Origin of the sequence: Metabacillus crassostreae, from assembly GCF_016908395.1 — a bacterium.
GTDB lineage: Bacteria > Bacillota > Bacilli > Bacillales > Bacillaceae > Metabacillus > Metabacillus crassostreae.
In genome coordinates this window covers 706,512-728,389 of sequence record NZ_JAFBDU010000002.1, presented here as the reverse complement: position 1 = coordinate 728,389, position 21,878 = coordinate 706,512, and the positions used below count along the sequence as shown (strand labels likewise).

The window sequence follows — 21,878 nt, the reverse complement described above, 5'->3', positions numbered from 1 at the left end:
AATGTATACAGTCTAGTGGCATCTTTTCTATTGTGCTAGAGAATTTTATTCGGTAAAAACACTGTTTTTAACATGTAATTAGACAAGTTAGCAACAATCTTTCAGAAAAGAGCCTAGATAGATAAACAATTGGAGGGATTTATGATGGAAATTACATTTGAAAAAGATCAAAATAAACTGCCTGTTGCTATTATTGGCGCAGGGCCAGTAGGTTTAGCTGCAGCGGCGCATCTTATTAGAAAAGGTGAAAAGGTACTCCTTTTTGAAGCAGGCAATTCTGTTGGTCACAGTGTACTAAAGTGGGGAAGCGTTAAAATGTTTTCTCCTTGGCAATACAATATAGATAAAGAAGCGGAAAAGCTGTTGAAGAAGAGTGGTTGGATAGCACCTGATTTAACTCAATTACCAACAGGAAGAGAATTGGTGGAAAACTATTTAACACCTTTAAGTGATATCCCCGAAATAAACAAGAGCTTGATTTTAAATGCAAAGGTAATTGGTGTAGGTAAAAAAGGATTGGATAAAGTAAAATCTTCAAACAGAGAAAATGTACCATTTATTATTTATGTGGAAAGTGAAGAATATATATCAAACTATGAAGTTAAAGCAGTGATTGATGCTACTGGAACGTGGTCCAATCCTAATCCAGTTGCTTCAAATGGAATTTTTACAAAAAATGAAATAAATGCAAGGGAGCATATTTATTATGGTATACCTGAATTGAAAAGAGAAAAAGAAAGGTATGCAGGTAAGAAAGTTTTAGTTGTTGGAAGTGGTCATTCTTCTATAAATATTCTTCTTGAGTTAGCGAAACTAAAAGAAGAACATCCACAAACAGAAATTCTTTGGGCTATTCGAAAAGCAAATGTGGAAGAGGTATATGGAGGTAAAGAGAATGATCAATTAGCTGCAAGAGGGAAGTTAGGGAGTAGGGTTGAAAAATTAATTAACACGAATACTATTTCTACTTTTACTGATTATCAAATTATTGATTTACACAAACATAATGAAAAAGTCAATGTTAAGGGAGTAGTAAAAGATAAGATAGTAGTGATTGAAGGTATTGATAAAGTGATTTCTGCTACGGGATCAAGACCAGATTTCTCTTTTTTGAGAGAAGTACGTTTGAACATAGACTCTGCTATTGAAAGTTCTTATGAGCTTGCACCATTAATTGATCCAAATATCCACAGCTGTGGAACAGTGCGACCTCATGGCGAAAAAGAACTAAGACATTTTGAAAAAAACTTTTACATTGTTGGAATGAAAAGCTATGGACGTGCACCAACTTTTCTACTGGCAACAGGATATGAGCAGGTTCGTTCAGTTGTTGCGTATCTCACTGGAGATTTTCAAGGTGCAGTAGATGTGAAATTAGAGCTTCCGAAAACAGGTGTGTGTAGTGTTGGGTTAGTCGATTGCTGTGGCGAAGAGACAGTAAATAACCGAAATGAAAGTTGTACAACAACTAAAAGTGTTGAATCATCTGAATCAATTAGCTGTGTACAAATTAACCCGAAAGAAATTAATAATAATTCATGCTGTAGTTGAACTATTGTAAATAAGGGATTGGTGATTGATGTTCATCGATCTTTTATTTATTTTTCGCATGAGGGGAAATTCAAAAGAATTTTTACATAATCTTTACATAAATGTTCTTGTAAACTGCATATAAGTAAATTAATATATAAGCAAATGGTTATATATAAGTTTACTTAAGTGAGGGAGATTCTAATGTCAAAAAAACCTTGTGTAGGATATGAAAATAAAATGAAAGAGTATAGAGAAAAGATGAGTATTACACTAGAAGAATTATCTCTACTAACAGAAACAGAGCTTCGTATGATAGAGAAGCTTGAAAATGGTCAGCTTCATCCTAGTGATGATTTTATTGAACGTTTAGCCAATGTTTTTCAAATGAATCCTTTTGAGGTGAAAAAGTATATATGGTGTGAAGAAGACCAAAACGAATGTATAACAGAATTAAGTTAGAGTTTGATAGAGTCTCGGATAGAATTCAAATTAGTGGGGGAAAATAAATAAAAGATAAATGAATATAATAGCATTGAATATATAAGTATATTGTTATATAGTGATTTACAGATAAATAAAAGGGGGGGAACAAATGTCTGGAGCACTAATAGAGATAGAAAAAGCTGCAACAATTTTAAAGCTCTTAGGAGATAAAACAAGATTAACCATGGTGAAGATGCTAGATTCTAATGATTGTTGTGTGTGTGAATTTGTTGAGGTTTTTAAAGCAAGTCAGCCCGCCATTAGTCAGCATATTAGAAAATTAAAAGATGCAGGAATTGTAAAAGAAACAAGAAGAGGACAATGGATTATCTACTCGCTGAATAAAAATAGTGACTATTATCCACTTGTACAAAATTTATTACAGCATCTTCCTAATCAAGATTATCGAATTAAGGAATTGGAAGCTCAAGGTTTACGTATTTCGTGTGAATAAATGGAGGGTATAACATGACATCAGTAATACTAGCATCTGTTATCTTCTTACTCACACTTACACTAGTGATTTGGCAGCCTAAAGGGTTGTCGATCGGTTGGTCTGCATGTGGAGGAGCAATAGTAGCTCTTCTTGTAGGTGTAGTAGATTTTAATGATGTGATTGATGTAACATCAATCGTTTGGAACGCAACACTAGCTTTTATTGCCATTATTATTATTTCACTAATACTAGATGAAATTGGTTTTTTTGAATGGTCTGCTTTACACATGGCACGAGCGGCAAAAGGTAATGGAGTTAAGATGTTTATTTATGTAAGTCTTTTAGGAGCGGTTGTGGCAGCATTTTTTGCAAATGATGGTGCAGCTTTAATTCTTACACCGATTGTATTGGCAATGGTAAGAAATCTTAACTTTAGTGAAAAAATGGTATTCCCATTCATTATTGCAAGTGGATTTATTGCCGATACAACATCACTACCATTAGTTGTTAGTAACCTTGTTAACATCGTTTCTGCTGACTTTTTTGGTATAGGTTTTGTTGAATTTGCATCAAGAATGATTATTCCTAACTTTTTCTCATTAGGAGCAAGTATTTTAGTTCTACTGCTCTTTTTCCGTAAAAGTATTCCAAAAAATTATGATTTATCACAGCTAAAGAAACCAGTAGAAGCAATTCGTGATGAAAAGATGTTTAAATTATCTTGGTTTGTTTTAGGGATATTGCTTATCGGTTATTTTGCTAGTGAATTTATTGGAATTCCTGTTTCAATTATTGCAGGTATAGTTGCAATTTTCTTCTTATTTATGGCGAAGAGAAGTTCTGCAGTTAACACGAAAACTGTCATAAAGGGTGCACCTTGGGCAATTGTCTTTTTCTCAATAGGTATGTATGTAGTTGTTTATAGCTTGCGAAATGTAGGATTAACAGATGTTTTAGCAGATGTTATCCAAGCTACAGCAGATCAAGGTCTATTTGCAGCAACAATTGGTATGGGATTTATTGCGGCCATTCTTTCATCAGTGATGAACAATATGCCAACAGTTATGATTGATGCACTTGCCATCTCTGATACAAATACATCAGGAGTCATAAGAGAAGCACTGATTTATGCTAATGTAATTGGTTCTGATTTGGGACCGAAAATCACTCCAATTGGATCACTTGCAACATTATTATGGCTGCATGTACTCTCATTGAAAGGTGTTAAAATCTCATGGGGTACTTATTTTAAAACAGGTCTTGTTTTAACCATTCCGACTTTGTTTATTACACTTGTTGGTTTATATATTTGGTTACTTATAATTCATTAATTTAATTTAAAAGGAGCAATTATCATGTCTAAAAAAACAATTTATTTTCTTTGTACTGGAAATTCTTGCAGAAGCCAAATGGCAGAGGGTTGGGCTAAAAAGCATTTAGGTAACGAATGGGAAGTGAAAAGTGCAGGACTTGAAGCACATGGGTTAAATCCTAATGCAGTAAAAGCAATGAACGAAACAGGAATTGATATTTCAAACCAAACTTCAGATGTGATTGATCAAGAAATTCTTAACAATGCAGATTTAATTGTGACTTTATGTGGCCACGCAGCAGACAATTGCCCAGTAACACCTGCTCACATTAAAAGAGTACACTGGGGCTTTGATGACCCAGCAAAAGCTGAAGGTTCAGAAGAAGAAAAGTGGGCATTCTTCCAAAGAGTACGTGATGAAATTGGAGAGAGAATTGAACGTTTTGCTAAAACTGGCGAGTGAGTATCATAGTTTAAGCAATAGATAATAAATAAGTCACAATCATGCCGTGAGAAATTCTCTCGGCTTTCTCTTTATATAGTGTTTTTTTCTAAAAGCTTCAGTAGAATCTTAAAAAACAACAATGTTTAAGCAACTACTTTATAACAAACAAATTTATTTCGTAAGGAGCTGTAACATATGAAAGTAGAGATATTTGATCCTGCAATGTGTTGTTCAACTGGTGTTTGCGGACCAAGCGTTGATCCAGAATTAACACGTGTAGCTTCTGCGGTATATTCACTTGGAAAAAAGGGCTTTAATATTAAAAGATATAATCTTACAAGTGAACCAGATGCTTTTACCAATAATAGTGAAATAACAAAAATTCTTACTGAAAAAGGTCCAGATGCCCTACCGGTTGTTTTGGTTAATGATGAAATAAAAAAAAGCGGTACATATCCAACTAACAAAGAGCTATCAGAATGGTTTGGGGTAAAATCAGAAGAATTACAGCAAAAGCCAACGGTACGATTAACAATTGATTTAAAGCAATTGTAGATAAAGAAGAGTGCACGATATTTTCTGAATTAGGAAGAAGGGATAACAATGTTTACATCCTATAATCCAACCAATTATATTAAAACACCATTTTTATTTTTTACAGGAAAAGGTGGAGTAGGAAAAACCTCTACTGCATGTGCTTCTGCTGTTGCTTTAGCTGATGAAGGCAAAAAGGTGTTATTAGTAAGTACAGATCCCGCCTCTAATTTACAAGATGTGTTAGAGATGACTTTAACAAATACACCTAAACAAGTGAAATCAGTAGAGAATCTTTATGCATGTAATTTAGATCCGGAAGAAGCTGCGAGAAAATATCGAGAAAATGTTGTTGGACCATATCGTGGGAAACTACCTGATGCAGTTGTCGCTACAATGGAAGAACAACTTTCTGGAGCATGTACAGTTGAAATAGCCGCTTTCAATGAATTTACAAATCTTTTAGCTGACTCCTCAACTATAAGTGATTATGACACAATCATTTTTGATACGGCGCCAACAGGGCACACTTTAAGGTTACTACAACTCCCAACTGCATGGACTGGATTTTTGGAAGAAAGTACACACGGAGCTTCGTGCTTAGGACCTTTATCAGGTTTAGGAGAGAAAAAGGATTTATATTTAAGAACAGTTAAAGTGCTATCAGATACAAAACAAACAACATTATGTTTAGTATCAAGGCCAGAGATTTCCTCAATAAATGAAGCAAATCGTGCATCTACAGAGTTACGGGGAATTGGGATAAATAATCAAATTCTGATTATGAACGGTGTATTGCAAACATCAGTTTCAGATGATGCTGTATCTTCCTCATTTTTTCAGCGTCAACAAGCAGCATTAAAACATATTCCTAAGGAGCTAAAACAGCTGCCGATATTCGAAGTACCTTTTGTTTCTTACTCATTAACAGGTATTGAAAATCTTCGTTATTTATTTTCTAATGAATTCATTGTGGAAGACGAAGTAAATGATATTCATAAAGAAATTTCAATGCAAAAATTAAATGACGTAATTAATGATCTATCGACGACAAACAAAAGGATCATATTCACGATGGGCAAAGGTGGTGTAGGAAAAACTACGGTTGCATCAGTACTTGCTGTTGGACTTGTAGAGAAAGGTCATAAAGTTCATTTAACAACAACAGATCCTGCATCACATATTCAGAATATGTTTACAGAAGAAAATTATAATAATAATTTAACAATAAGTGAGATTAATCCAGTAGAGGTTGTTGAACAGTATAAAAGGGAAGTTCTATCAAAGGTAAGTGATGAGCTTGATGATGAAGAGATAGCTTATTTACAAGAAGATCTAAATTCTCCTTGTACTGATGAAATTGCTGTTTTCAGAGCATTCGCTGAAGTTGTTGCAAAGTCAGAAGATGAAATTGTTGTGATTGATACTGCACCTACAGGACACACATTATTACTATTAGATTCTGCACAAAACTATCATAAGGAGCTTGCTCGATCTACTGGTGATGTGCCTCACAGTGTGAAATCATTACTTCCTAGATTGAGAAATCAAAATGAAACAAGTGTTGTGATTGTTACTTTAGCAGAAGCAACACCTGTCTTAGAAGCTGCAAGACTTCAAGAAGATTTAAAACGAGCTAACATAGAGCCAAAATGGTGGGTTATTAATCAAAGTCTATATGCAACTAAAACAAAAGATCAGATTCTACTAGGACGAGCTAATGCAGAAAAAGCCTGGATAGATAAAGTGAAAAATGAATTAGCTGCACAATCTGCAATCATTCCTTGGATAGCTGAAGAGAAAATTGGTTATGAAAAAATAAAAGAGTATGTAGAGCTTTAGGATCATTACGGTCCTAAAAAAGACTTGGAGGATAAATATATGACAACGAAAAATTACAACGAACTAGTGAAGAACCGTATCTATATCGGTGGTGCTGATGATATCGATGAAGTGATGAAAAATGAAAAGATCGATGTTGCTTTTGATTTAAGAGCTGAGGCATCACATGAAGACTCAGAATATAATCGTGTTCATAGCCCAATTGTTGATGATGCTGACAAACAAGATGAATCAGTGAAAAATTCAATCGACTCTGTTGTTACCGCATATAACGAGGGAGAAAATGTTTATTTTCATTGTCAGGGTGGCAGTAATCGTACAGGCACTGTAGCAATTGGCACTCTTTTAGCACTAGGACAAGCTGAGACAATTGAAGAAGCTGAAGAAATTGCTAAAAGTGCACGTCCAAAAATCAAAGTGAAACCTGAAATGAAAGAAACATTAAAAAGAATCTATCCAAATGCGTAAAACTTGGAGGAATTAGAAATGAAAATTACCAATGATGCAAAAGAGGTACTGATGCAATTCCTAACTGAAAAAGGTGCTGAAGGTATTCGATTAACATCTGTAGCTGGTTGCTGTGGACCACAATTCACAATTACTTTAGAGGCACCGATGAAATCAGATAAAGTTGACATAATTAATGGAATCACTGTAGCTATTGATATACAAATTACAGATATGGATGATTTAACATTAGATATAGAAGAAGACTCAAATGGAGCGGGCTTGGTTTTATTAGGTGCGAGTAACTGCTGTTAAGAAAAGGTTGAGTGGTTGGCTATTAGCGGTGTTGTTTTTTGTCGAAAAATTAATATATCTTGAGTTTTAGCAAATATATTGTTCTAAATAGCAAATAAATTTAATAAAACAGCAAATATAACGAGAAAAGAGCAAATAAACGCCGTAAAATAGCAAATATCTGTATCTGATCTTATAGTTCACACAATTTAATTAGGTGTAAGCTTCTTTAAAAGTGGATTACACCTAATTAAAACAAATACTTTTACCACATTTAAAATTCTCCCTGATAGTAACTCCATTTTTGTAGTTTTTTTATATACCTCATTTTATTACAGACGTATTTCTTGAAAACAAAAAATCAATATGTTCTAATTAAAGAAGAAACTTTTTATATTAATTAGTATAAAAAGTGATTGGTGCAAAATAGTTGATATAGCAACTAAAAATGGTAGTTCACCAACATGCTAATAAATTTACTTATCTCATAATATATTTAAGGAGTGGTTCATTTGTCTAACGAACACAAAGATAACGTAAAAAGATCAGTAAAAGATCATTGGTATGTAAAATATGAGGAAGTCGGCTTTCCATCTATTCAAAAGGGGTGGGTTTTACCTGTTGAACGCTGGGCTGATTTTGATCCGTTTATATTAATGGCAGAGGATTGGTTTAAAAGAGGCACTTTTTCGGACCATCCTCATAGAGGCTTTCAAACAGTAACATATGTTATTGATGGGAGACTAGAGCATATAGATAATGCAGGTGGACGCGATATTCTTGAGCCAGGTGATGTTCAGTATATGAATGCTGGTTGGGCTGCAAGACATGGAGAGGAAGGTGTAGGAGATGATATTGCTCACACCCTACAGCTTTGGTTGAACCTTCCAAAACATTTAAAGAAAACAGATACTAGCTACCAAAATATTTATAGTGAAGATGCACCAACAGTTGATTTTACAGGTGGTACTGTCAAAGTATTTTCTGGCGATATAGCAGGAGTTAAAGGTCCGATGGAATCTGCTGTTCCTTTTACATTATCAGAAATCTCATTAAATGAAGGAGCAACATACACACACAAGCTACCAGAAACGCATAATGCATTTTTATATGTATTATCAGGTGATATGGATTTTGGAGAAAATGAAGTGAACCTGACAAAACATGGAGTTGCTACATTAAGTTTTAATGAGAGTGGTAATAAAGAAATGATGAGTGAGTTTGTAATCAAAGCAAACAGCAGGCGCTCGAAGGTTTTGATTTATTCAGGTACTCCAATCAAAGAAGAGATCGTTCCTTATGGTCCTTTTGTAATGAATACAATGGACGAAATTAAAGATGCATATCGTGACTTTCATAATGGAAAGTTTGGTCCTCCTGCAGTCTGAAATTAAACTTTTCATCAATATTTTAGACTCAAATTTTAAAATAAGTTGAGGTGTTTGTATTGGATATTTTTGAAGTGATTAAATCACGCAGAAGTAATGGACTTGTGACTGATGAGGCAATCCCCAAGGACATTATTGAACAAATTTTAGAAGCGGGGACTTGGGCTCCTAGCCATTTCAGAACTGAGCCTTGGCGATTTTTTGTATTAAGAGGTGAAGGCAGAAAGAAGTTAGGCGAAGTTCTTGTGAATATTGCCCAACAGAAGCTGGATGATCCGTTGAGTGAAGCGAATCAAAAAAAGCTTGTGAAGGTTGCTGAAAAACCATTTAGGGCTCCTGTTATTATAACAGTTGCTGTTGAACCAAGTGATAATCCAAAAGCAATTTCCAAGGAAGAGTATGGCGCAGTATACTCAAGTATTCAAAATATGTTATTGGCTGCACATAGTTTAGGGTTAGCGGGTTTCTGGAGAACAGGCGAACCTACGTATGATCCCTTAATGAAAAGGTTTTTTGGTTTATCAGATAAAGGAGATGTATTAGGCTTTCTTTATTTTGGGTATCCAAAAAGATCTTTACCAGAAGGAAAGAGAAAGCCATTTTCTGAAGTGACCACATGGATAGGAGAAGATCCAGAGGAGGATTAGTAAAAAGAAATTAACTCTAATTATATAGTAAACAACAATACTAGCATTCATAATAAAGCGGTCATTATGCCAATTACTATATATTAGAGTTGATTTTTGAATGGAGTAGACTTGTTGATAATTAAAAATGTAAAACATCATTGTTAAAGCTACAGGATAAAATGTTGCTATAGCAACTAAAATAAAAGGAGCAAAACGTAATACGTTTTGCTCTTTCTTAAGAATGTGTTTGATTATTAGGAAATCTTTATTAAAAACTTACAATGACGATCTCCTTCAGTTTGGCAAAGTGTTCTATTAATATTTTCTGTGCCAATGACTTCTTTAAACATAGCTGTTTCACAACGACATGCTACCTTGTACTCTTTAGCTACAGATAGAATTGGACAATTATATTCTGTTAGTTCGTATGTGTTATTATCTATTTTCAAAAGCTCTGCCATATAGCCTTTTTCATTTTGGATGTTGACCATTTCATTAAGCTTTTCGACTGAATGATGTTTATGTTGCATTCGAGTCCTATATTCTGTGCTTAGTCTTTCTTCTCTATTTTTAAATAGAAGATCAATCGTTTCTTCTCCATGTAGCTCTTTAATATCGTTAAGAAAATCAACACTTATTCCCTCATAGTTTTTTGGAAAATACTCTGCTGCTTTTTGTGATAAAGAGTAAATTTGGAGTGGCCTACCCATCGGCTGCTTCAGTTCAGATGACAATATAAAGCCATCTTTTTCGAGGCTTCCCAAATGCTTTCTTACAGCCATATGCGTAATATTTAGATGTGATGTTAATTCATTTACAGTTAAAGAGCCTTCTTTTTTTATCAAATTAAGAATTTTATCTTTTGTACTTTTTTGTGCAACTGTCATTATAAAACCTCCTTTAGTTACAGTTAGGAGTAGGTAGAAATTTAGAATAAAGCTTTAAAAATAGTTAAACTTTATTATACCATATGGTATAAAATGTTGAAACAAATTGAATGCTTTATATTTTCATAAGCAAATAAATTGATCATATTGAAAATTTGATTTACCATATATTTATACTTATTATACTATAAAGTATAAAAACAAAATTTGGAGGAATATAAAATGACAAAATACACTTTACCAGCATTAAACTATGATTTTAACGCATTAGAACCTCATATCGATCAACAAACAATGGAGATTCACTACGGTAAACATCATCAAACATATGTGAATAATTTGAATGCTGCTCTAGAAGGGAAAGAAGAATTACAAGCAAAGTCATTAGAAGAATTAGTGAAAAATTTAGATGATGTACCAGAGGAAATAAGAACAGCTGTAAGAAACAATGGTGGAGGTCATCTTAACCACTCTTTATTTTGGGAGGTAATCGCTCCAGCTTCAGGTCAAAACACAATATCAGCAAACTTAGAAAAAGCGATTCATGAGTCTTTTGGGAGCTTTGAAAGTTTTCAAAAAGAATTTACTGCAGCAGCAACAACACGTTTTGGTTCTGGGTGGGCTTGGTTGATTATTAATGAAGATGGAAAGCTAAAGGTAACAAGTACAGCTAATCAAGATCATCCAATAATGGAAGGAAACCAAGCTATTTTAGGCTTAGATGTTTGGGAGCATGCTTATTACCTAAATTATCAAAATAGAAGACCAGAATATATCTCAAGCTTTTTTAATATAATCAATTGGAATGTTGTATCTGAGAAATACGAGCAAAATATCTAATATCTATCCTACGAAGGAATAAGGTGCCATTTAGGCACCTTATTCCTTCGTTAAATGTAGAGATTAAAAAGGGGTAATATATATGAATGAGCAAATAGTTGATATTACGATAATAGGTGGCGGTCCCACAGGTTTATTTTCAGCCTTTTATGCTGGAATGAGAAAGATGTCAGTGAAAATTATTGATAGCTTAGGTCAATTAGGAGGACAGGTGGCAGAGCTTTATCCTGACAAATATATATATGATATAGGTGGTTTTCCAAAAGTATTAGGAAAAGACTTTGTCGAAAATTTAATCAACCAAGCTAATTATGCCTCACCTGAGATTTGCTTGAATGAAACAGTACTTGATCTTCAAAAGCATGATGATGTTTTTACATTAAAAACAAATAAGGGGAAACATTATACAAAGGCAATTTTGATCACTGGTGGATTAGGAGCTTTTGAACCAAGAAAATTACCTCTTGAATCTGCTTCTTATTATGAAGGGAAAAATCTTCACTATTCTGTAAAAGATTTGCAAGAATTTAAGGATACTAAAGTTCTAGTTTGTGGTGGTGGAGATTCGGCTCTTGATTGGTCGTTGATGTTAAACAAAATTGCGGAAACAGTTACTTTATGCCATCGACGAGGAGAATTCAAAGCACATGAAAGCAGTGTAGAGCAATTATATCAATCTGATATCAAGATTAAGATTCCCTATGTAATTAAGGAGCTAATTGGAGATCAAGAGAAAATTAGCAAAGTCGTTATTGTTGATAAAGAAAATAATGAAGAAACAATAGAAGTGGATTCAGTGATTGTTAATTATGGGAATATCTCTTCACTTGGCCCAATAAAAAGCTGGGGCTTAGATATGGAGAAAAATTCAATTGTTGTGAATACAAAAATGGAAACAAATATTGAGGGCATTTATGCTGCTGGAGATATTGCAACTTATGATGGCAAAGTAAAACTCATTGCAGTTGGTTTAGGAGAAGCACCTATTGCCATTAATAATATAAAGAAATATATTGATCCAACTTCAAGAGTTCAACCACTTCATAGTACAAGTGTATTTAAATAGGGGGGATAAAACATGAAGCTCGTTGGTATTTCTGGTTCAATAATAGGTTCTAAAACAACAAAAGCTGTTCACGAGGTGTTACAAACAGCAAAAGCAAAGGATGCAAGTTTGATAACAGAATTGATTAATCTAAAAGATTATGAGGTTGAGTTTGTTAATGGTCAACCATTGAATGATTATAACGATGATACGATTAAGGTTGTAACTACCATTCTCTCAGCAGATATTCTTTTGATTGGAACACCAATATATCAGGCCTCAATTCCAGGGGTGTTAAAAAATCTGTTTGATCATCTTCCGATTGATGCTTTAAAGTCTAAAGTAACAGGAATTGTCACAACAGGAGGAACTGAAAAACATTTTCTTGTAACAGAATATCAATTGAGACCAATTATAAATTACTTAAAGGGTGTTGTTCCAGTAGGAAATATTTTCATCCATAACAGTGATTTTAGTAAAGATAACGAAATTAACAACATGGATATTAAAAACCGGATAGATAGATTGGTTGAGGAAATGATTTATCTTCAAAATGGGATTAATAATAGAGCGGGAAAATAGTAACTAAAGTTATATTTTATAAGTAGTGAGAACTACGATAAAATAGTGAGTATGTAGGCTTAGAGGTGTTAAATAGTAAAACACAATGATATATTAGCACGAATTCATAAAATATGTTAAAGTTTTGATTTTTCTTGGCATTTCAGAGTTTGTGGTTTTTTTTAAAAAGTTTTTAAAGACAAACTATTTAAGGTTGATTGGAGCGGAAGGTGAGAGACTCCTGCGGGAGCAGCGGGACAGGTGAGATCCCGCAAGCGCTGTGCGTCGAGGAAGCTCACCGCCCGCCCTAGGAAAAATTGTTTATACCAAAAGCCGGTAGTTGGGATTTTGATATATTTTTCCCGGCGGAAAGCGAGCAACAGTCTTGAAATCTGCGTTTCAAGATCCCTGTAGCGGAAATCAACCATCGCAATACTTATTATAAGGCAACAGGTTTTAAAAAAATATATATTTAAAACGCTGTTGATTTCAAAATCAACAGCGTTTTTATTATTTATTTATGCAAATTCCTTTATGAAATAAATGCTAAATTAAAAAGTGCTTGCCGCTGTAGCAGCTTTGCTTAAGCCTTCTTCAATGATTTCTTTTGCACGATCAGGATATTGATTATGACCTTCAATAATAACTTCAGTTGTATCAGTTACACCCCAGAAATTTAAAACTGTTTTCACGTAGTTTACTGACATCTCTGCTGCTTGTGCAGGACCTTCAGAATAAACTCCACCTCTAGCATTTAACAAAGCAACTTTTTTGTCACCTTGAAGACCAATTGGGCCTTCAGCAGTGTAACGGAATGTTTTTCCTGCTTGACCTAGATAATCTAAGTAAGTGTGTAATACAGCTGGAACAGAGAAATTCCATAATGGGAATGCAAATACTACTTTATCTACTGCAAGGAACTGCTCAAGGTATTTGTTTACTAGGTCTGTTGCTTTCTTTTCGTCAGATGTTAATTCAAGACCTTTACCTAGTTTAAACATACCGTTAATCATATCAGTGCTAAAATAAGGTAAGTTTTCTTCAAATAAATCTAGTTCAGTTATTTGATCATTTGGATTAGATTCCTTGTAACTATCTAAAAATGCCTGATAAAGTTGAACACTAACAGCCTGTTCTATTGGTCTAGAGTTTGCTTTAATGAATAAAACATTTGTCATTTAAAAATACCTCCATATATCATGTGTTTTAAATGTTGCTATAGCAACATTTAACCGTAGTTGAATTTGAACAATGTTTATCGTAGCATCAATTAGTTGTTGTAGCAACTAATAAGTATTGATAATGTAAAATTTATAATACATTATCACGCATTTTAGTTAGAATCCTTTTTAATTCACATATTTCTTCTTTTGAAACACCCTGGCATACCAATTTATTAAAATCCTCAGTAATGGGTGTTATAGTAGCTCCGAGCTCTTTTCCTTTATCAGTTAGGTGCAACTGTAAAGAGCGACGATCACTTTGGCTAATAATTCTTTTTATAAATCCCTTACTTTCTAAATTAGAGACCATTCGAGCAATGTTTGTTTTATCCTTAACAAGCATCTCAGCTACCTCGTTTTGTGTCATTCCATCCTTTTCCCAGAGAAGCATCATAATCAGATTTTGTTCTGGAGCAAGATTAAAAGGAGCTAATTTATTTTTTACATAACTTGTTAAAGTAAGATCTGTTTTATGAATGAATATACTTATATAATCGTCCATAGAGAGTTTCATTATAGCCCTCCGTTTATTATAAGGAATTTTATTTAAACATCAGCTTAATATAAATAATTGTAGGTTTATGGTAAAGATTTATTACATTCAATTATTCCTTATTATATCTATTTTCCAAAAAGATTAACAATAAGATTTGAATTACTATAATTTAAAACTGAGATATATGATTTAACAATACTTAAAATGGGTAAAGTTTAAGTAGTAGGGAAGGAATGAAAACTTTTAAAAAAGGAGATATAAATTCATGACGAAAGTTAAATTAGCCGTTATTTATTACAGCTCCACAGGTACTAATTATCAGCTAGCTCAATGGGCAGAGGCTGGTGGAAAAGAAGCTGGTGCAGATGTGAAGCTGTTAAAGGTACCAGAAACAGCACCTCAAGAAGCTATTGAATCTAATCCTGCATGGAAAGCACATTATGAAGCTACAAAAGATGTCCCAGAAGTTACTTTAGATGATTTGGAATGGGCAGATGCAATTATTTTTAGTGTACCAACTAGGTTTGGTAATATGCCATCACAAATGAAAGCATTCTTAGATACTACCGGTGGGTTATGGTTTAATGGAAAACTTGTTAATAAGACAGTAAGTGCTATGACTTCAGCACAAAACCCACATGGTGGTCAAGAATCGACTTTATTAGCACTTTATACAACAATGTATCATTGGGGAGCTATTGTTGCAGCACCTGGATACACAGATCCAGTTACATTTGCTGCAGGTGGAAATCCTTACGGAACAAGTGTGTCAGTTAATCAAGACGGCGAAATGGTTGAAGATGTTCAAGCTGCAGTAAAACATCAAGCCAAACGAACAATATCAATTGCAGAAAAACTAAAATAAATTACTTACTTTAAAAGATTACCAATTTAATACTTATAATAGGGATATCTCACACATATCTCAATTGGGGGTCAGACCCCAATTGAGATTGTTGAGATATCCCTGTTTTATTATGGCAATTATGTTACATGTATTGTGGTTATGAAGTGTAGGGCTTAGAATAATTGTAGTGAGGTGAATGATGTGAATTACAAGAAAAAAGTAATTGTCGTGTTTACAGCTGTTGCTATTGTTAGTGGCTGTTCAAACACTAGTGGTTCTAATGATACTAATGAGCATACTGATCATGCTGAACATCAGGATCATGTGATAAATGATATTAGAGAAGAAACGACTGGAATAGATATTTTACCAACTTTTTTAAATGACAAACCTGAAAACATGCAAGTTATTTATCAAGCAGCTTCTCAGCATAAAGATCTTTTAGAAAAAATCCCTTGTTATTGTGGCTGTGGTGAGAGTGCAAATCATAAAAGTAGTTATGATTGCTTTGTGTTTGAAAATAAAGAGGACGGAAATATTATTTGGGATGATCATGGAACAAAATGTGGAGTGTGTTTAGAAATTGCAGCTCAATCTATAGTTGATTTTCAAGAAGGAAAATCAGTAAAAGATATTCGTTCGAAAATTGATGAAATGTATAAAGAAGGATATTCAACGCCTACTCCTACTCCAGAAGTCTAGAAAAAATTAAATGAGGAATAAACGACTAAGTTAATGAACCTATAAATTATCAGGTTAATTGTAACTTAGTTTTTTTATTTAAAATGATCCTATTGAAAATCTTAATTAGTAACTAACCTTGTTCTTAAATCAAACTTGTTTCTCATATAATCTAGAAAATGCGATTATGAGGAGGGGGATATGGTTTTGAGGTTACCAGCTTCAGATTTAGGTTTGATGGCAGAGCATCTTGCTGCACATGAAGGAATAATTAATAAATTGAAAAGAGATTATTTAGTGATACAGAATCCAGCATTAAAACAGGTTCTTTATACTTCAATTACTATTATGAGAGATCATGTACGAGTAATGTTAGCTCTTATTGATCCACAACAGCATAGTCCTGTTCATTTGGCACAAATTCCTATTAATCAAGAAAAGTTTGTTTATCATAATTTATCAGAACAAGAGAAACATATAGCCTTAGAAGCAAGATCAACCTCCATGTCAATGGCTAGTAATAACTTTACCTCTGCTCTTAGGATGAAGGATGCCAATACAAAGTATGTGCATTTTAAAATGGCTGATCAGCAAGTTAAGCTTCAAGGATTATATAATAACATCGTTCAGAAAACTAACAGTGACTATACACCAAAAGCAACAGAAAAGGAACAATTAAAGACACTACAGCATTACCTTCATATTCTAAATGAATAAAGGCACAAAGAGGCACGCGTCTATTATTAGCTCGTGTCTCTTTGTTTTTTGTTTAAATACCCATTTCAGTTAGTGTATATAAAGTAGCATTTTAAAAATATCGTTTATTTATTACAATCACATAGTAATGTAAATAAAATTGTCCTGTTTTCTACATAACCATCTATAAAATGGTATATATATCATGATAAAATAGTACTATAAAATATCGTAAATTAGGATGAAGTAAAATGCATATTGTTCGAGATTTATTTATTAATATTAATATCCTAGTAGCACTAGTTTTTGTTTATAGTCAGTTAATTGATAGGAAAATCTTTCGGAGCTTAACACCCATTACTAGGAGGATAGCAGGGGGAGTGGCAAGTGGTATATTAGGTGTTATTTTAATGCTATTTTCTATTCAAGTAACACCAGATACAATTGTCGATTTGCGACATGTTCCTATTTTACTTTCAATGATATACAGTGGTACCATTCCTGCTATTGTTAGTGCAATTGTTATTATTATTGCTCGTTTTTTTATTGGCTTTAATTTATCTTCTATTGTTGCACTTTTATATGTAGTAGCTGTAACAGTTGGCTTCTATTTTATACGAAATCTTAAGATGAAAAGAGTGTCTAAGGTTTTTTGGATGTTAATTTATGCAAATATTATCTTTTCGTTTGTTATCAGTTATTTAGTACCTGAGTGGAATGTGTTAAAAACTTTGGTACCGATTTTCTGGATACTTTCTATTGTTGGTGGATTGATAGGATATTATTTTTCTGAACATTTACGGAAAACGCACAAGTTATTTCAACATTATAAGGCACAATCGACAAAAGACTTTTTAACTGGTTTAAGGAATGTTCGCTATTTTAATGAGAAGCTAATGTCAATATATGAAGATGAACATGTAAAGGAACATTCACTTTTATACTTAGATATTGACCACTTTAAGAAGGTAAATGATACATATGGTCATAACGAAGGGGATGAAGTATTAAAGCAAATTAGCAATATTATGGTAAGTCATGTAAGACCGATAGACAGCTGTTATCGTAAAGGCGGTGAGGAGTTCAGTATTATCCTGCCTAGTAGTTCATTAACGAAAGCACAAGAAATTGCTGAACGAATTCGTAGAACAGTTGAATTACATCCTTTTAAGCTTACTAATGGGAAAGTGATATTTGTAACAATCTCGATTGGTATTTCACATTTCCCTTCGATTTCAAATAATGGTAATGAATTAGTGGAGCTTGCGGATGAAGCTTTATATCTATCAAAGAAAAGTGGAAGAAATAAAGTGTCTATAGCAACAAAAAAACGACCTGCGTAGAGTAGACAGAATCCTATTAATGGGATTCTAATTACTTTAAGGTCGTTTTTTTTAGCTTAATAATTACTGAGTTAGAACATATTTGTTAATAGCGTGAGCAACACCATTTTCATTATTTGTTAATGTTACAACATCTGCCATTTTCTTTACTGTTGGATCTGCATTTCCCATAGCAACTGAAAGGCCTGCAACCTCAAGCATTGGAACATCATTAAAGTTATCACCAATTGCCACTGTATCTTCAATTGGGATATTGAAGTATTCGGCCATTACTTTAACACCGTTTCCTTTATGACCGTTTGTATCCATAATTTCAATGTTGAATGGACCAGAAGTTGTGATTGAGATATTTTCAGTATCCTTAAGTTTTGCGATTAATTCATCTTTTCCTGAAAGTGTAGGAACAAAGAATTTCTGGATAGATAAATCCTGGTTGTTAAGTACATCATCTATTGTGGTAAATATCTTAATAGTGTCGGTTTCTTTTGGTTGCTCTGTCATAAATTTATATTCTTTTTCTGTTAGTCCTGAGGCAATATCAGGATTTTTTTCTAAGAAGACTAACATACGTTCAGACCATGTTGAAGCCACATATATCCCTTTATTTGTATATACTTTAAAAGGGAATTTATTTTCATTTAACGTCGTTGCAACATGTTTTGCAGTTTCTTTGTTGATTGAAACTTCACTTAATAACTTTCCATCTGCAATGACCATTGTCCCGTTGCTTCCACCAACTGGGCATTGAAGTGGAGTTTGACCAATCACTGTTTTAATATCTTCAGGAGCACGTCCTGAGCAAATCATGACAATATGTCCAGCTTCTTGTGCTGCTTGTATTGCTTCAATATTTTCCTTTGAAATATCAATGTTTGAAGATAAAAGGGTCCCGTCAAGATCAATGGCGATTAATTTTTTCATTTTAGTTTCTCCTTTATATTTCATTTGAATTGTTTTTATGTATGTAAGAAATGAAGAACTTAATTATCTATTATGACATATTTTTAAAAATTTATTGAGAAAAATGAATTAATTAAGGCTCTTTTCTGAAAGATTATTGCTAATGAAACTAATTTCATGTTTTTAAAAAAAGTTATTTAAATAAATATAACTTTCTAATTAAATAAGAAAAGATGCCACTAATCTTTATACAATGCTGTTTCCTTTACGTTACTAATAGCATCAAAGTTTACGAAAACAGCCTGAAATGTTTTAGTGATTTTTATTGATGACTTTTGATTTCAATGAAAAAAAGATATACTTGCTAAGAAACAAGTACTAAGTAGGAGGTTTAATATATGATCCGTTTTGGTGTGATTGGGACGAACTGGATTACAGAAAGTTTCTTAAGTGCAGCAGGTAAGCTTGAAGATTTTGAACTTACTGCTGTTTATTCAAGAACGAGTGATAAAGCAGAAGAGTTTGCAAATAAATATGATGTACAACTTACATATACAGATTTAGATGAGTTTGTTAAAAGTAATGAATTTGATGCGGTTTATCTTGCAAGTCCAAATTCACTTCATGCTTCACAGGCAATTTTATGCATGAAAAATGGAAAGCATGTGATTTGCGAAAAACCGATTGCTTCTAATACAAAAGAAGTAAAAGAAATGATTAAGATTGCTGAAGAAAATTCAGTTGTGTTAATGGAAGCTATTAAGTCTACGTTGTTGCCTAATTTCCTAGCAATTCAAGAAAATCTTCATAAAATAGGGAAGATAAGACGCTACTTTGCAAGCTATTGTCAATATTCTTCTCGCTATGATAAATATAAGCAAGGAACTGTATTGAATGCTTTTAAACCGGAGTTTTCAAACGGCTCATTAATGGATATTGGTATATACTGTGTCTACCCAGCTGTTACATTGTTTGGCGAGCCTAAAGAAATTCAGGCATCAAGCTATATGCTTGAATCAGGTGTTGATGGTGAAGGTAGTATATTGCTTACATATGAAGAAATGGACGCAATCATTATGTATTCAAAAATTACAAATTCGTATGTTCCTTCTGAAATTCAAGGAGAAGACGGAAGTATCATAATTGATAAAATACATACTCCTGAAAGTGTCAAAATTCATTATAAAGATGGAACAATTGAAGATATTTCAAGAGACCAGGATTCTGAAAGCATGTATTATGAAGCACAAGAATTTATAGAGCTCATCAAAGCTAAAAAACTGCAATCAAAACAAAATTCACATAAAAACACACTTATAACAGCAAATATACTAGAAACAACTCGAAAGCAAATTGGGTTGCATTATCCAGCAGATAAATAAAATTGGGGTCAGTCCCTCACCACTTTAAAGTGGTGAGGGACTGACCCTTTGTTTAATAAGAATCTGTTGAGTGACCTTCATTTTCAGCTTGTTGTACTGCTGATTCAGCTTTTGTGTCAGTCATTTTTGCGTTTTTAAGGCCTTGTTCTACTCTTTTGCCGTAATCTTCATCACATTTGTAGAACATGTCTACCATTGTTTCTTTGATTTCCTGTTGGCAATTTTTTAAATTTTCAACTATGTTCATAATCAGCTCGTCACGCTCTAAATCAGAGAATTCACGGTATGTTTCACCAGCTTGTTTAAAGTTATTTTCACGATCGATTTTTTGACGAACTAGTTTGCCTTCAACATGTGGTTGATGATCTTTTCCATCTTGTTTAGCTTCTTTTAGCCCACCAAGAATTGATGGCTCATAATTTACATGGGGATTTTGTTGTTTACCCATATCTACTTTATATTCCATTTGACCATCACGTTGATTTGTAGCCACATGTTTTTTCGGTGAATTAATAGGTAGTTGCAGATAATTTGAACCTACACGATATCTCTGAGTATCTGAATAAGAATAGGTTCTTCCTTGTAATAGCTTATCATCTGAGAAGTCTAAGCCATCAACTAATACACCAGTACCAAAAGCAGCTTGCTCTACTTCAGCAAAATAATTCGTTGGATTTTTATCTAATACCATCTTACCCACAGGTACCCAAGGTATCTGATCCTTTGGCCAGATTTTAGTAGGATCTAATGGATCAAAATCAAGTTCAGGATGATCATCATCACTTAAAATTTGGACAAACATCTCCCACTCAGGATAATCTCCGCGCTCAATTGCTTCATACAAATCCTGTGTACCATGATTAAAATTCTTTCCTTGAATTTCATCAGCTTCTTTTTGTAATAAGTTTTTAATACCTTGCTTTGGTTCAAAGTGATACTTAACAAGAACAGCTTCTCCATCTTTATTAACCCATTTGTATGTATTAACACCAGATCCCTGCATCTCACGATAATTGGCTGGAATACCCCAAGGTGAGAATAGAAATGTTATCATATGCATTGCTTCAGGAGTTTGACTTATAAAGTCAAAGATTCTTTCGCTATCTTGTATATTTGTTACAGGATCAGGCTTAAATGCATGAACAAGATCAGGAAATTTTAGTGGATCACGAATAAAGAAAATTTTCAGATTGTTACCAACTAAGTCCCAATTACCGTCTTCTGTGTAAAATTTAACAGCAAAACCACGTGGATCACGTAAAGTTTCAGGTGAGTGACCACCATGGATCACAGAAGAAAAACGGACAAATACAGGAGTCTGCTTACCTTTTTCCTGGAAAAGCTTAGCACGAGTATATTTTGAGATAGCTTCTTCACCAAAAGATCCATAAGCTTCGAAATAACCATGTGCACCAGCACCACGAGCATGTACAACGCGTTCAGGAATTCGTTCACGATCAAAATGACTAATTTTTTCTAAAAAATCATAATTCTCTAATGTTGTAGGACCACGATTACCAACAGTACGCACATTTTGATTGTCTGTTACTGGATGTCCCTGTCTATTAGTTAATGTGTCATCACTTTCATTACTACCCATCCGGTTATCCAATGAGTCACCAACACCTTCAATA

24 protein-coding genes are annotated in these 21,878 nt (G+C 33.5%); 19 read left to right on the top strand and 5 right to left on the bottom strand.

The annotated features are described in order from the left end of the window. Window positions 1-144 precede the first annotated feature (144 nt). From JOC75_RS11120 to JOC75_RS11070, 11 genes are all read left to right on the top strand, one after another. Window positions 145-1,551: an FAD-dependent oxidoreductase gene (locus JOC75_RS11120; RefSeq protein WP_204954108.1), complete on the top strand. Its 1,407-nt coding sequence runs from the start codon at window positions 145-147 to the stop codon at window positions 1,549-1,551. Window positions 1,552-1,734: 183 nt separating this feature from the next. Next, on the top strand, window positions 1,735-1,992 hold the full coding sequence (locus JOC75_RS11115) for a helix-turn-helix domain-containing protein (protein WP_204954107.1): 258 nt from the start codon (window positions 1,735-1,737) through the stop codon (window positions 1,990-1,992). Window positions 1,993-2,125: 133 nt separating this feature from the next. Next, on the top strand, window positions 2,126-2,470 hold the full coding sequence (locus tag JOC75_RS11110) for an ArsR/SmtB family transcription factor (protein WP_204954106.1): 345 nt from the start codon (window positions 2,126-2,128) through the stop codon (window positions 2,468-2,470). A gap of 14 nt (window positions 2,471-2,484) precedes the next feature. Continuing rightward, a complete protein-coding gene (locus JOC75_RS11105; protein WP_204954105.1) occupies window positions 2,485-3,783 on the top strand; it encodes an arsenic transporter in 1,299 nt (432 codons plus the stop codon). Window positions 3,784-3,807: 24 nt separating this feature from the next. Beyond that, the gene (gene arsC, locus JOC75_RS11100; RefSeq protein WP_204954104.1) at window positions 3,808-4,227 is read left to right on the top strand and encodes an arsenate reductase (thioredoxin); all 420 of its coding nucleotides are present in this window, start codon (window positions 3,808-3,810) and stop codon (window positions 4,225-4,227) included. A gap of 177 nt (window positions 4,228-4,404) precedes the next feature. Next, window positions 4,405-4,764 carry an arsenite efflux transporter metallochaperone ArsD gene (arsD, locus tag JOC75_RS11095; protein WP_204954103.1) on the top strand — a complete coding sequence of 120 codons (360 nt, stop codon included), beginning with the start codon at window positions 4,405-4,407 and terminating at the stop codon, window positions 4,762-4,764. Between the two features lie 48 nt (window positions 4,765-4,812). Next, complete coding sequence (gene arsA, locus JOC75_RS11090) at window positions 4,813-6,585, top strand: arsenical pump-driving ATPase (RefSeq protein ID WP_204954102.1); 1,773 nt, start codon at window positions 4,813-4,815, stop codon at window positions 6,583-6,585. A gap of 39 nt (window positions 6,586-6,624) precedes the next feature. Further along, complete coding sequence (locus JOC75_RS11085; RefSeq protein ID WP_204954101.1) at window positions 6,625-7,053, top strand: protein-tyrosine phosphatase family protein; 429 nt, start codon at window positions 6,625-6,627, stop codon at window positions 7,051-7,053. An 18-nt stretch (window positions 7,054-7,071) separates the two neighbouring features. Further along, window positions 7,072-7,347, top strand: coding sequence for an adhesin (locus JOC75_RS11080; protein ID WP_204954100.1), 276 nt, complete (start codon window positions 7,072-7,074; stop codon window positions 7,345-7,347). Between the two features lie 491 nt (window positions 7,348-7,838). Next, window positions 7,839-8,714, top strand: coding sequence for a pirin family protein (locus JOC75_RS11075; RefSeq protein WP_204954099.1), 876 nt, complete (start codon window positions 7,839-7,841; stop codon window positions 8,712-8,714). Between the two features lie 59 nt (window positions 8,715-8,773). Continuing rightward, window positions 8,774-9,361 (top strand): nitroreductase family protein, encoded by a 588-nt coding sequence (locus JOC75_RS11070; RefSeq protein ID WP_204954098.1) that lies wholly within the window; start codon window positions 8,774-8,776, stop codon window positions 9,359-9,361. A 236-nt stretch (window positions 9,362-9,597) separates the two neighbouring features. Here the strand turns inward: JOC75_RS11070 and JOC75_RS11065 are convergent, their stop codons facing one another. Beyond that, window positions 9,598-10,230 carry a helix-turn-helix transcriptional regulator gene (locus JOC75_RS11065; protein ID WP_204954097.1) on the bottom strand — a complete coding sequence of 211 codons (633 nt, stop codon included), beginning with the start codon at window positions 10,228-10,230 and terminating at the stop codon, window positions 9,598-9,600. Window positions 10,231-10,452: 222 nt separating this feature from the next. Here JOC75_RS11065 and JOC75_RS11060 point away from each other — a divergent pair, with 222 nt between their 5' ends. The 3 genes from JOC75_RS11060 (at window position 10,453) to JOC75_RS11050 (ending at window position 12,697) form a co-directional block, all read left to right on the top strand. Continuing rightward, on the top strand, window positions 10,453-11,070 hold the full coding sequence (locus JOC75_RS11060; protein WP_204954096.1) for a superoxide dismutase: 618 nt from the start codon (window positions 10,453-10,455) through the stop codon (window positions 11,068-11,070). Window positions 11,071-11,152: 82 nt separating this feature from the next. After that, entirely contained in the window at window positions 11,153-12,136 is a 984-nt protein-coding gene (locus JOC75_RS11055; RefSeq protein ID WP_204954095.1) for an NAD(P)/FAD-dependent oxidoreductase, read from the top strand. Window positions 12,137-12,148: 12 nt separating this feature from the next. Continuing rightward, a complete protein-coding gene (locus JOC75_RS11050; RefSeq protein WP_204954094.1) occupies window positions 12,149-12,697 on the top strand; it encodes an NADPH-dependent FMN reductase in 549 nt (182 codons plus the stop codon). A gap of 530 nt (window positions 12,698-13,227) precedes the next feature. Here JOC75_RS11050 and JOC75_RS11045 read toward each other — a convergent pair. Both JOC75_RS11045 and JOC75_RS11040 read right to left on the bottom strand, forming a co-directional pair. After that, window positions 13,228-13,854, bottom strand: coding sequence for an FMN-dependent NADH-azoreductase (locus tag JOC75_RS11045; protein ID WP_204954093.1), 627 nt, complete (start codon window positions 13,852-13,854; stop codon window positions 13,228-13,230). Window positions 13,855-13,987: 133 nt separating this feature from the next. Beyond that, window positions 13,988-14,413, bottom strand: coding sequence for a MarR family winged helix-turn-helix transcriptional regulator (locus JOC75_RS11040; protein WP_204954092.1), 426 nt, complete (start codon window positions 14,411-14,413; stop codon window positions 13,988-13,990). 247 nt (window positions 14,414-14,660) lie between these two features. Here JOC75_RS11040 and wrbA point away from each other — a divergent pair, with 247 nt between their 5' ends. The 4 genes from wrbA (at window position 14,661) to JOC75_RS11020 (ending at window position 17,962) form a co-directional block, all read left to right on the top strand. Then, complete coding sequence (gene wrbA, locus JOC75_RS11035) at window positions 14,661-15,260, top strand: NAD(P)H:quinone oxidoreductase (protein ID WP_204954091.1); 600 nt, start codon at window positions 14,661-14,663, stop codon at window positions 15,258-15,260. Window positions 15,261-15,443: 183 nt separating this feature from the next. After that, window positions 15,444-15,944 carry a PCYCGC motif-containing (lipo)protein gene (locus tag JOC75_RS11030; RefSeq protein ID WP_204954090.1) on the top strand — a complete coding sequence of 167 codons (501 nt, stop codon included), beginning with the start codon at window positions 15,444-15,446 and terminating at the stop codon, window positions 15,942-15,944. A 180-nt stretch (window positions 15,945-16,124) separates the two neighbouring features. Next, window positions 16,125-16,640 (top strand): hypothetical protein, encoded by a 516-nt coding sequence (locus JOC75_RS11025; RefSeq protein WP_239589400.1) that lies wholly within the window; start codon window positions 16,125-16,127, stop codon window positions 16,638-16,640. 230 nt (window positions 16,641-16,870) lie between these two features. Next, a complete protein-coding gene (locus tag JOC75_RS11020) occupies window positions 16,871-17,962 on the top strand; it encodes a GGDEF domain-containing protein (RefSeq protein ID WP_204954089.1) in 1,092 nt (363 codons plus the stop codon). A gap of 63 nt (window positions 17,963-18,025) precedes the next feature. On the opposite strand, the gene JOC75_RS11015 is transcribed toward JOC75_RS11020, so the two are convergent. Beyond that, window positions 18,026-18,883, bottom strand: coding sequence for a Cof-type HAD-IIB family hydrolase (locus JOC75_RS11015; protein WP_204954088.1), 858 nt, complete (start codon window positions 18,881-18,883; stop codon window positions 18,026-18,028). 377 nt (window positions 18,884-19,260) lie between these two features. On the opposite strand from JOC75_RS11015, the gene JOC75_RS11010 reads away from it, so the two are divergent. Further along, a complete protein-coding gene (locus JOC75_RS11010; protein ID WP_204954087.1) occupies window positions 19,261-20,244 on the top strand; it encodes a Gfo/Idh/MocA family protein in 984 nt (327 codons plus the stop codon). Window positions 20,245-20,296: 52 nt separating this feature from the next. Here the strand turns inward: JOC75_RS11010 and JOC75_RS11005 are convergent, their stop codons facing one another. After that, the gene (locus tag JOC75_RS11005; RefSeq protein WP_420828029.1) at window positions 20,297-21,877 is read right to left on the bottom strand and encodes a catalase; all 1,581 of its coding nucleotides are present in this window, start codon (window positions 21,875-21,877) and stop codon (window positions 20,297-20,299) included. Window position 21,878 lies beyond the last annotated feature (1 nt).

Coding starts and splice junctions, on each gene's coding strand:
- JOC75_RS11120 (WP_204954108.1), top strand. CDS start 145: ATGGAAATTACATTTGAAAAAGATCAAAATAAACTGCCTGTTGCTATT.
- JOC75_RS11115 (WP_204954107.1), top strand. CDS start 1,735: ATGTCAAAAAAACCTTGTGTAGGATATGAAAATAAAATGAAAGAGTAT.
- JOC75_RS11110 (WP_204954106.1), top strand. CDS start 2,126: ATGTCTGGAGCACTAATAGAGATAGAAAAAGCTGCAACAATTTTAAAG.
- JOC75_RS11105 (WP_204954105.1), top strand. CDS start 2,485: ATGACATCAGTAATACTAGCATCTGTTATCTTCTTACTCACACTTACA.
- arsC (WP_204954104.1), top strand. CDS start 3,808: ATGTCTAAAAAAACAATTTATTTTCTTTGTACTGGAAATTCTTGCAGA.
- arsD (WP_204954103.1), top strand. CDS start 4,405: ATGAAAGTAGAGATATTTGATCCTGCAATGTGTTGTTCAACTGGTGTT.
- arsA (WP_204954102.1), top strand. CDS start 4,813: ATGTTTACATCCTATAATCCAACCAATTATATTAAAACACCATTTTTA.
- JOC75_RS11085 (WP_204954101.1), top strand. CDS start 6,625: ATGACAACGAAAAATTACAACGAACTAGTGAAGAACCGTATCTATATC.
- JOC75_RS11080 (WP_204954100.1), top strand. CDS start 7,072: ATGAAAATTACCAATGATGCAAAAGAGGTACTGATGCAATTCCTAACT.
- JOC75_RS11065 (WP_204954097.1), bottom strand. CDS start 10,230: ATGACAGTTGCACAAAAAAGTACAAAAGATAAAATTCTTAATTTGATA.
- JOC75_RS11060 (WP_204954096.1), top strand. CDS start 10,453: ATGACAAAATACACTTTACCAGCATTAAACTATGATTTTAACGCATTA.
- JOC75_RS11055 (WP_204954095.1), top strand. CDS start 11,153: ATGAATGAGCAAATAGTTGATATTACGATAATAGGTGGCGGTCCCACA.
- JOC75_RS11050 (WP_204954094.1), top strand. CDS start 12,149: ATGAAGCTCGTTGGTATTTCTGGTTCAATAATAGGTTCTAAAACAACA.
- JOC75_RS11045 (WP_204954093.1), bottom strand. CDS start 13,854: ATGACAAATGTTTTATTCATTAAAGCAAACTCTAGACCAATAGAACAG.
- JOC75_RS11040 (WP_204954092.1), bottom strand. CDS start 14,413: ATGAAACTCTCTATGGACGATTATATAAGTATATTCATTCATAAAACA.
- wrbA (WP_204954091.1), top strand. CDS start 14,661: ATGACGAAAGTTAAATTAGCCGTTATTTATTACAGCTCCACAGGTACT.
- JOC75_RS11025 (WP_239589400.1), top strand. CDS start 16,125: ATGGTTTTGAGGTTACCAGCTTCAGATTTAGGTTTGATGGCAGAGCAT.
- JOC75_RS11020 (WP_204954089.1), top strand. CDS start 16,871: ATGCATATTGTTCGAGATTTATTTATTAATATTAATATCCTAGTAGCA.
- JOC75_RS11015 (WP_204954088.1), bottom strand. CDS start 18,883: ATGAAAAAATTAATCGCCATTGATCTTGACGGGACCCTTTTATCTTCA.
- JOC75_RS11010 (WP_204954087.1), top strand. CDS start 19,261: ATGATCCGTTTTGGTGTGATTGGGACGAACTGGATTACAGAAAGTTTC.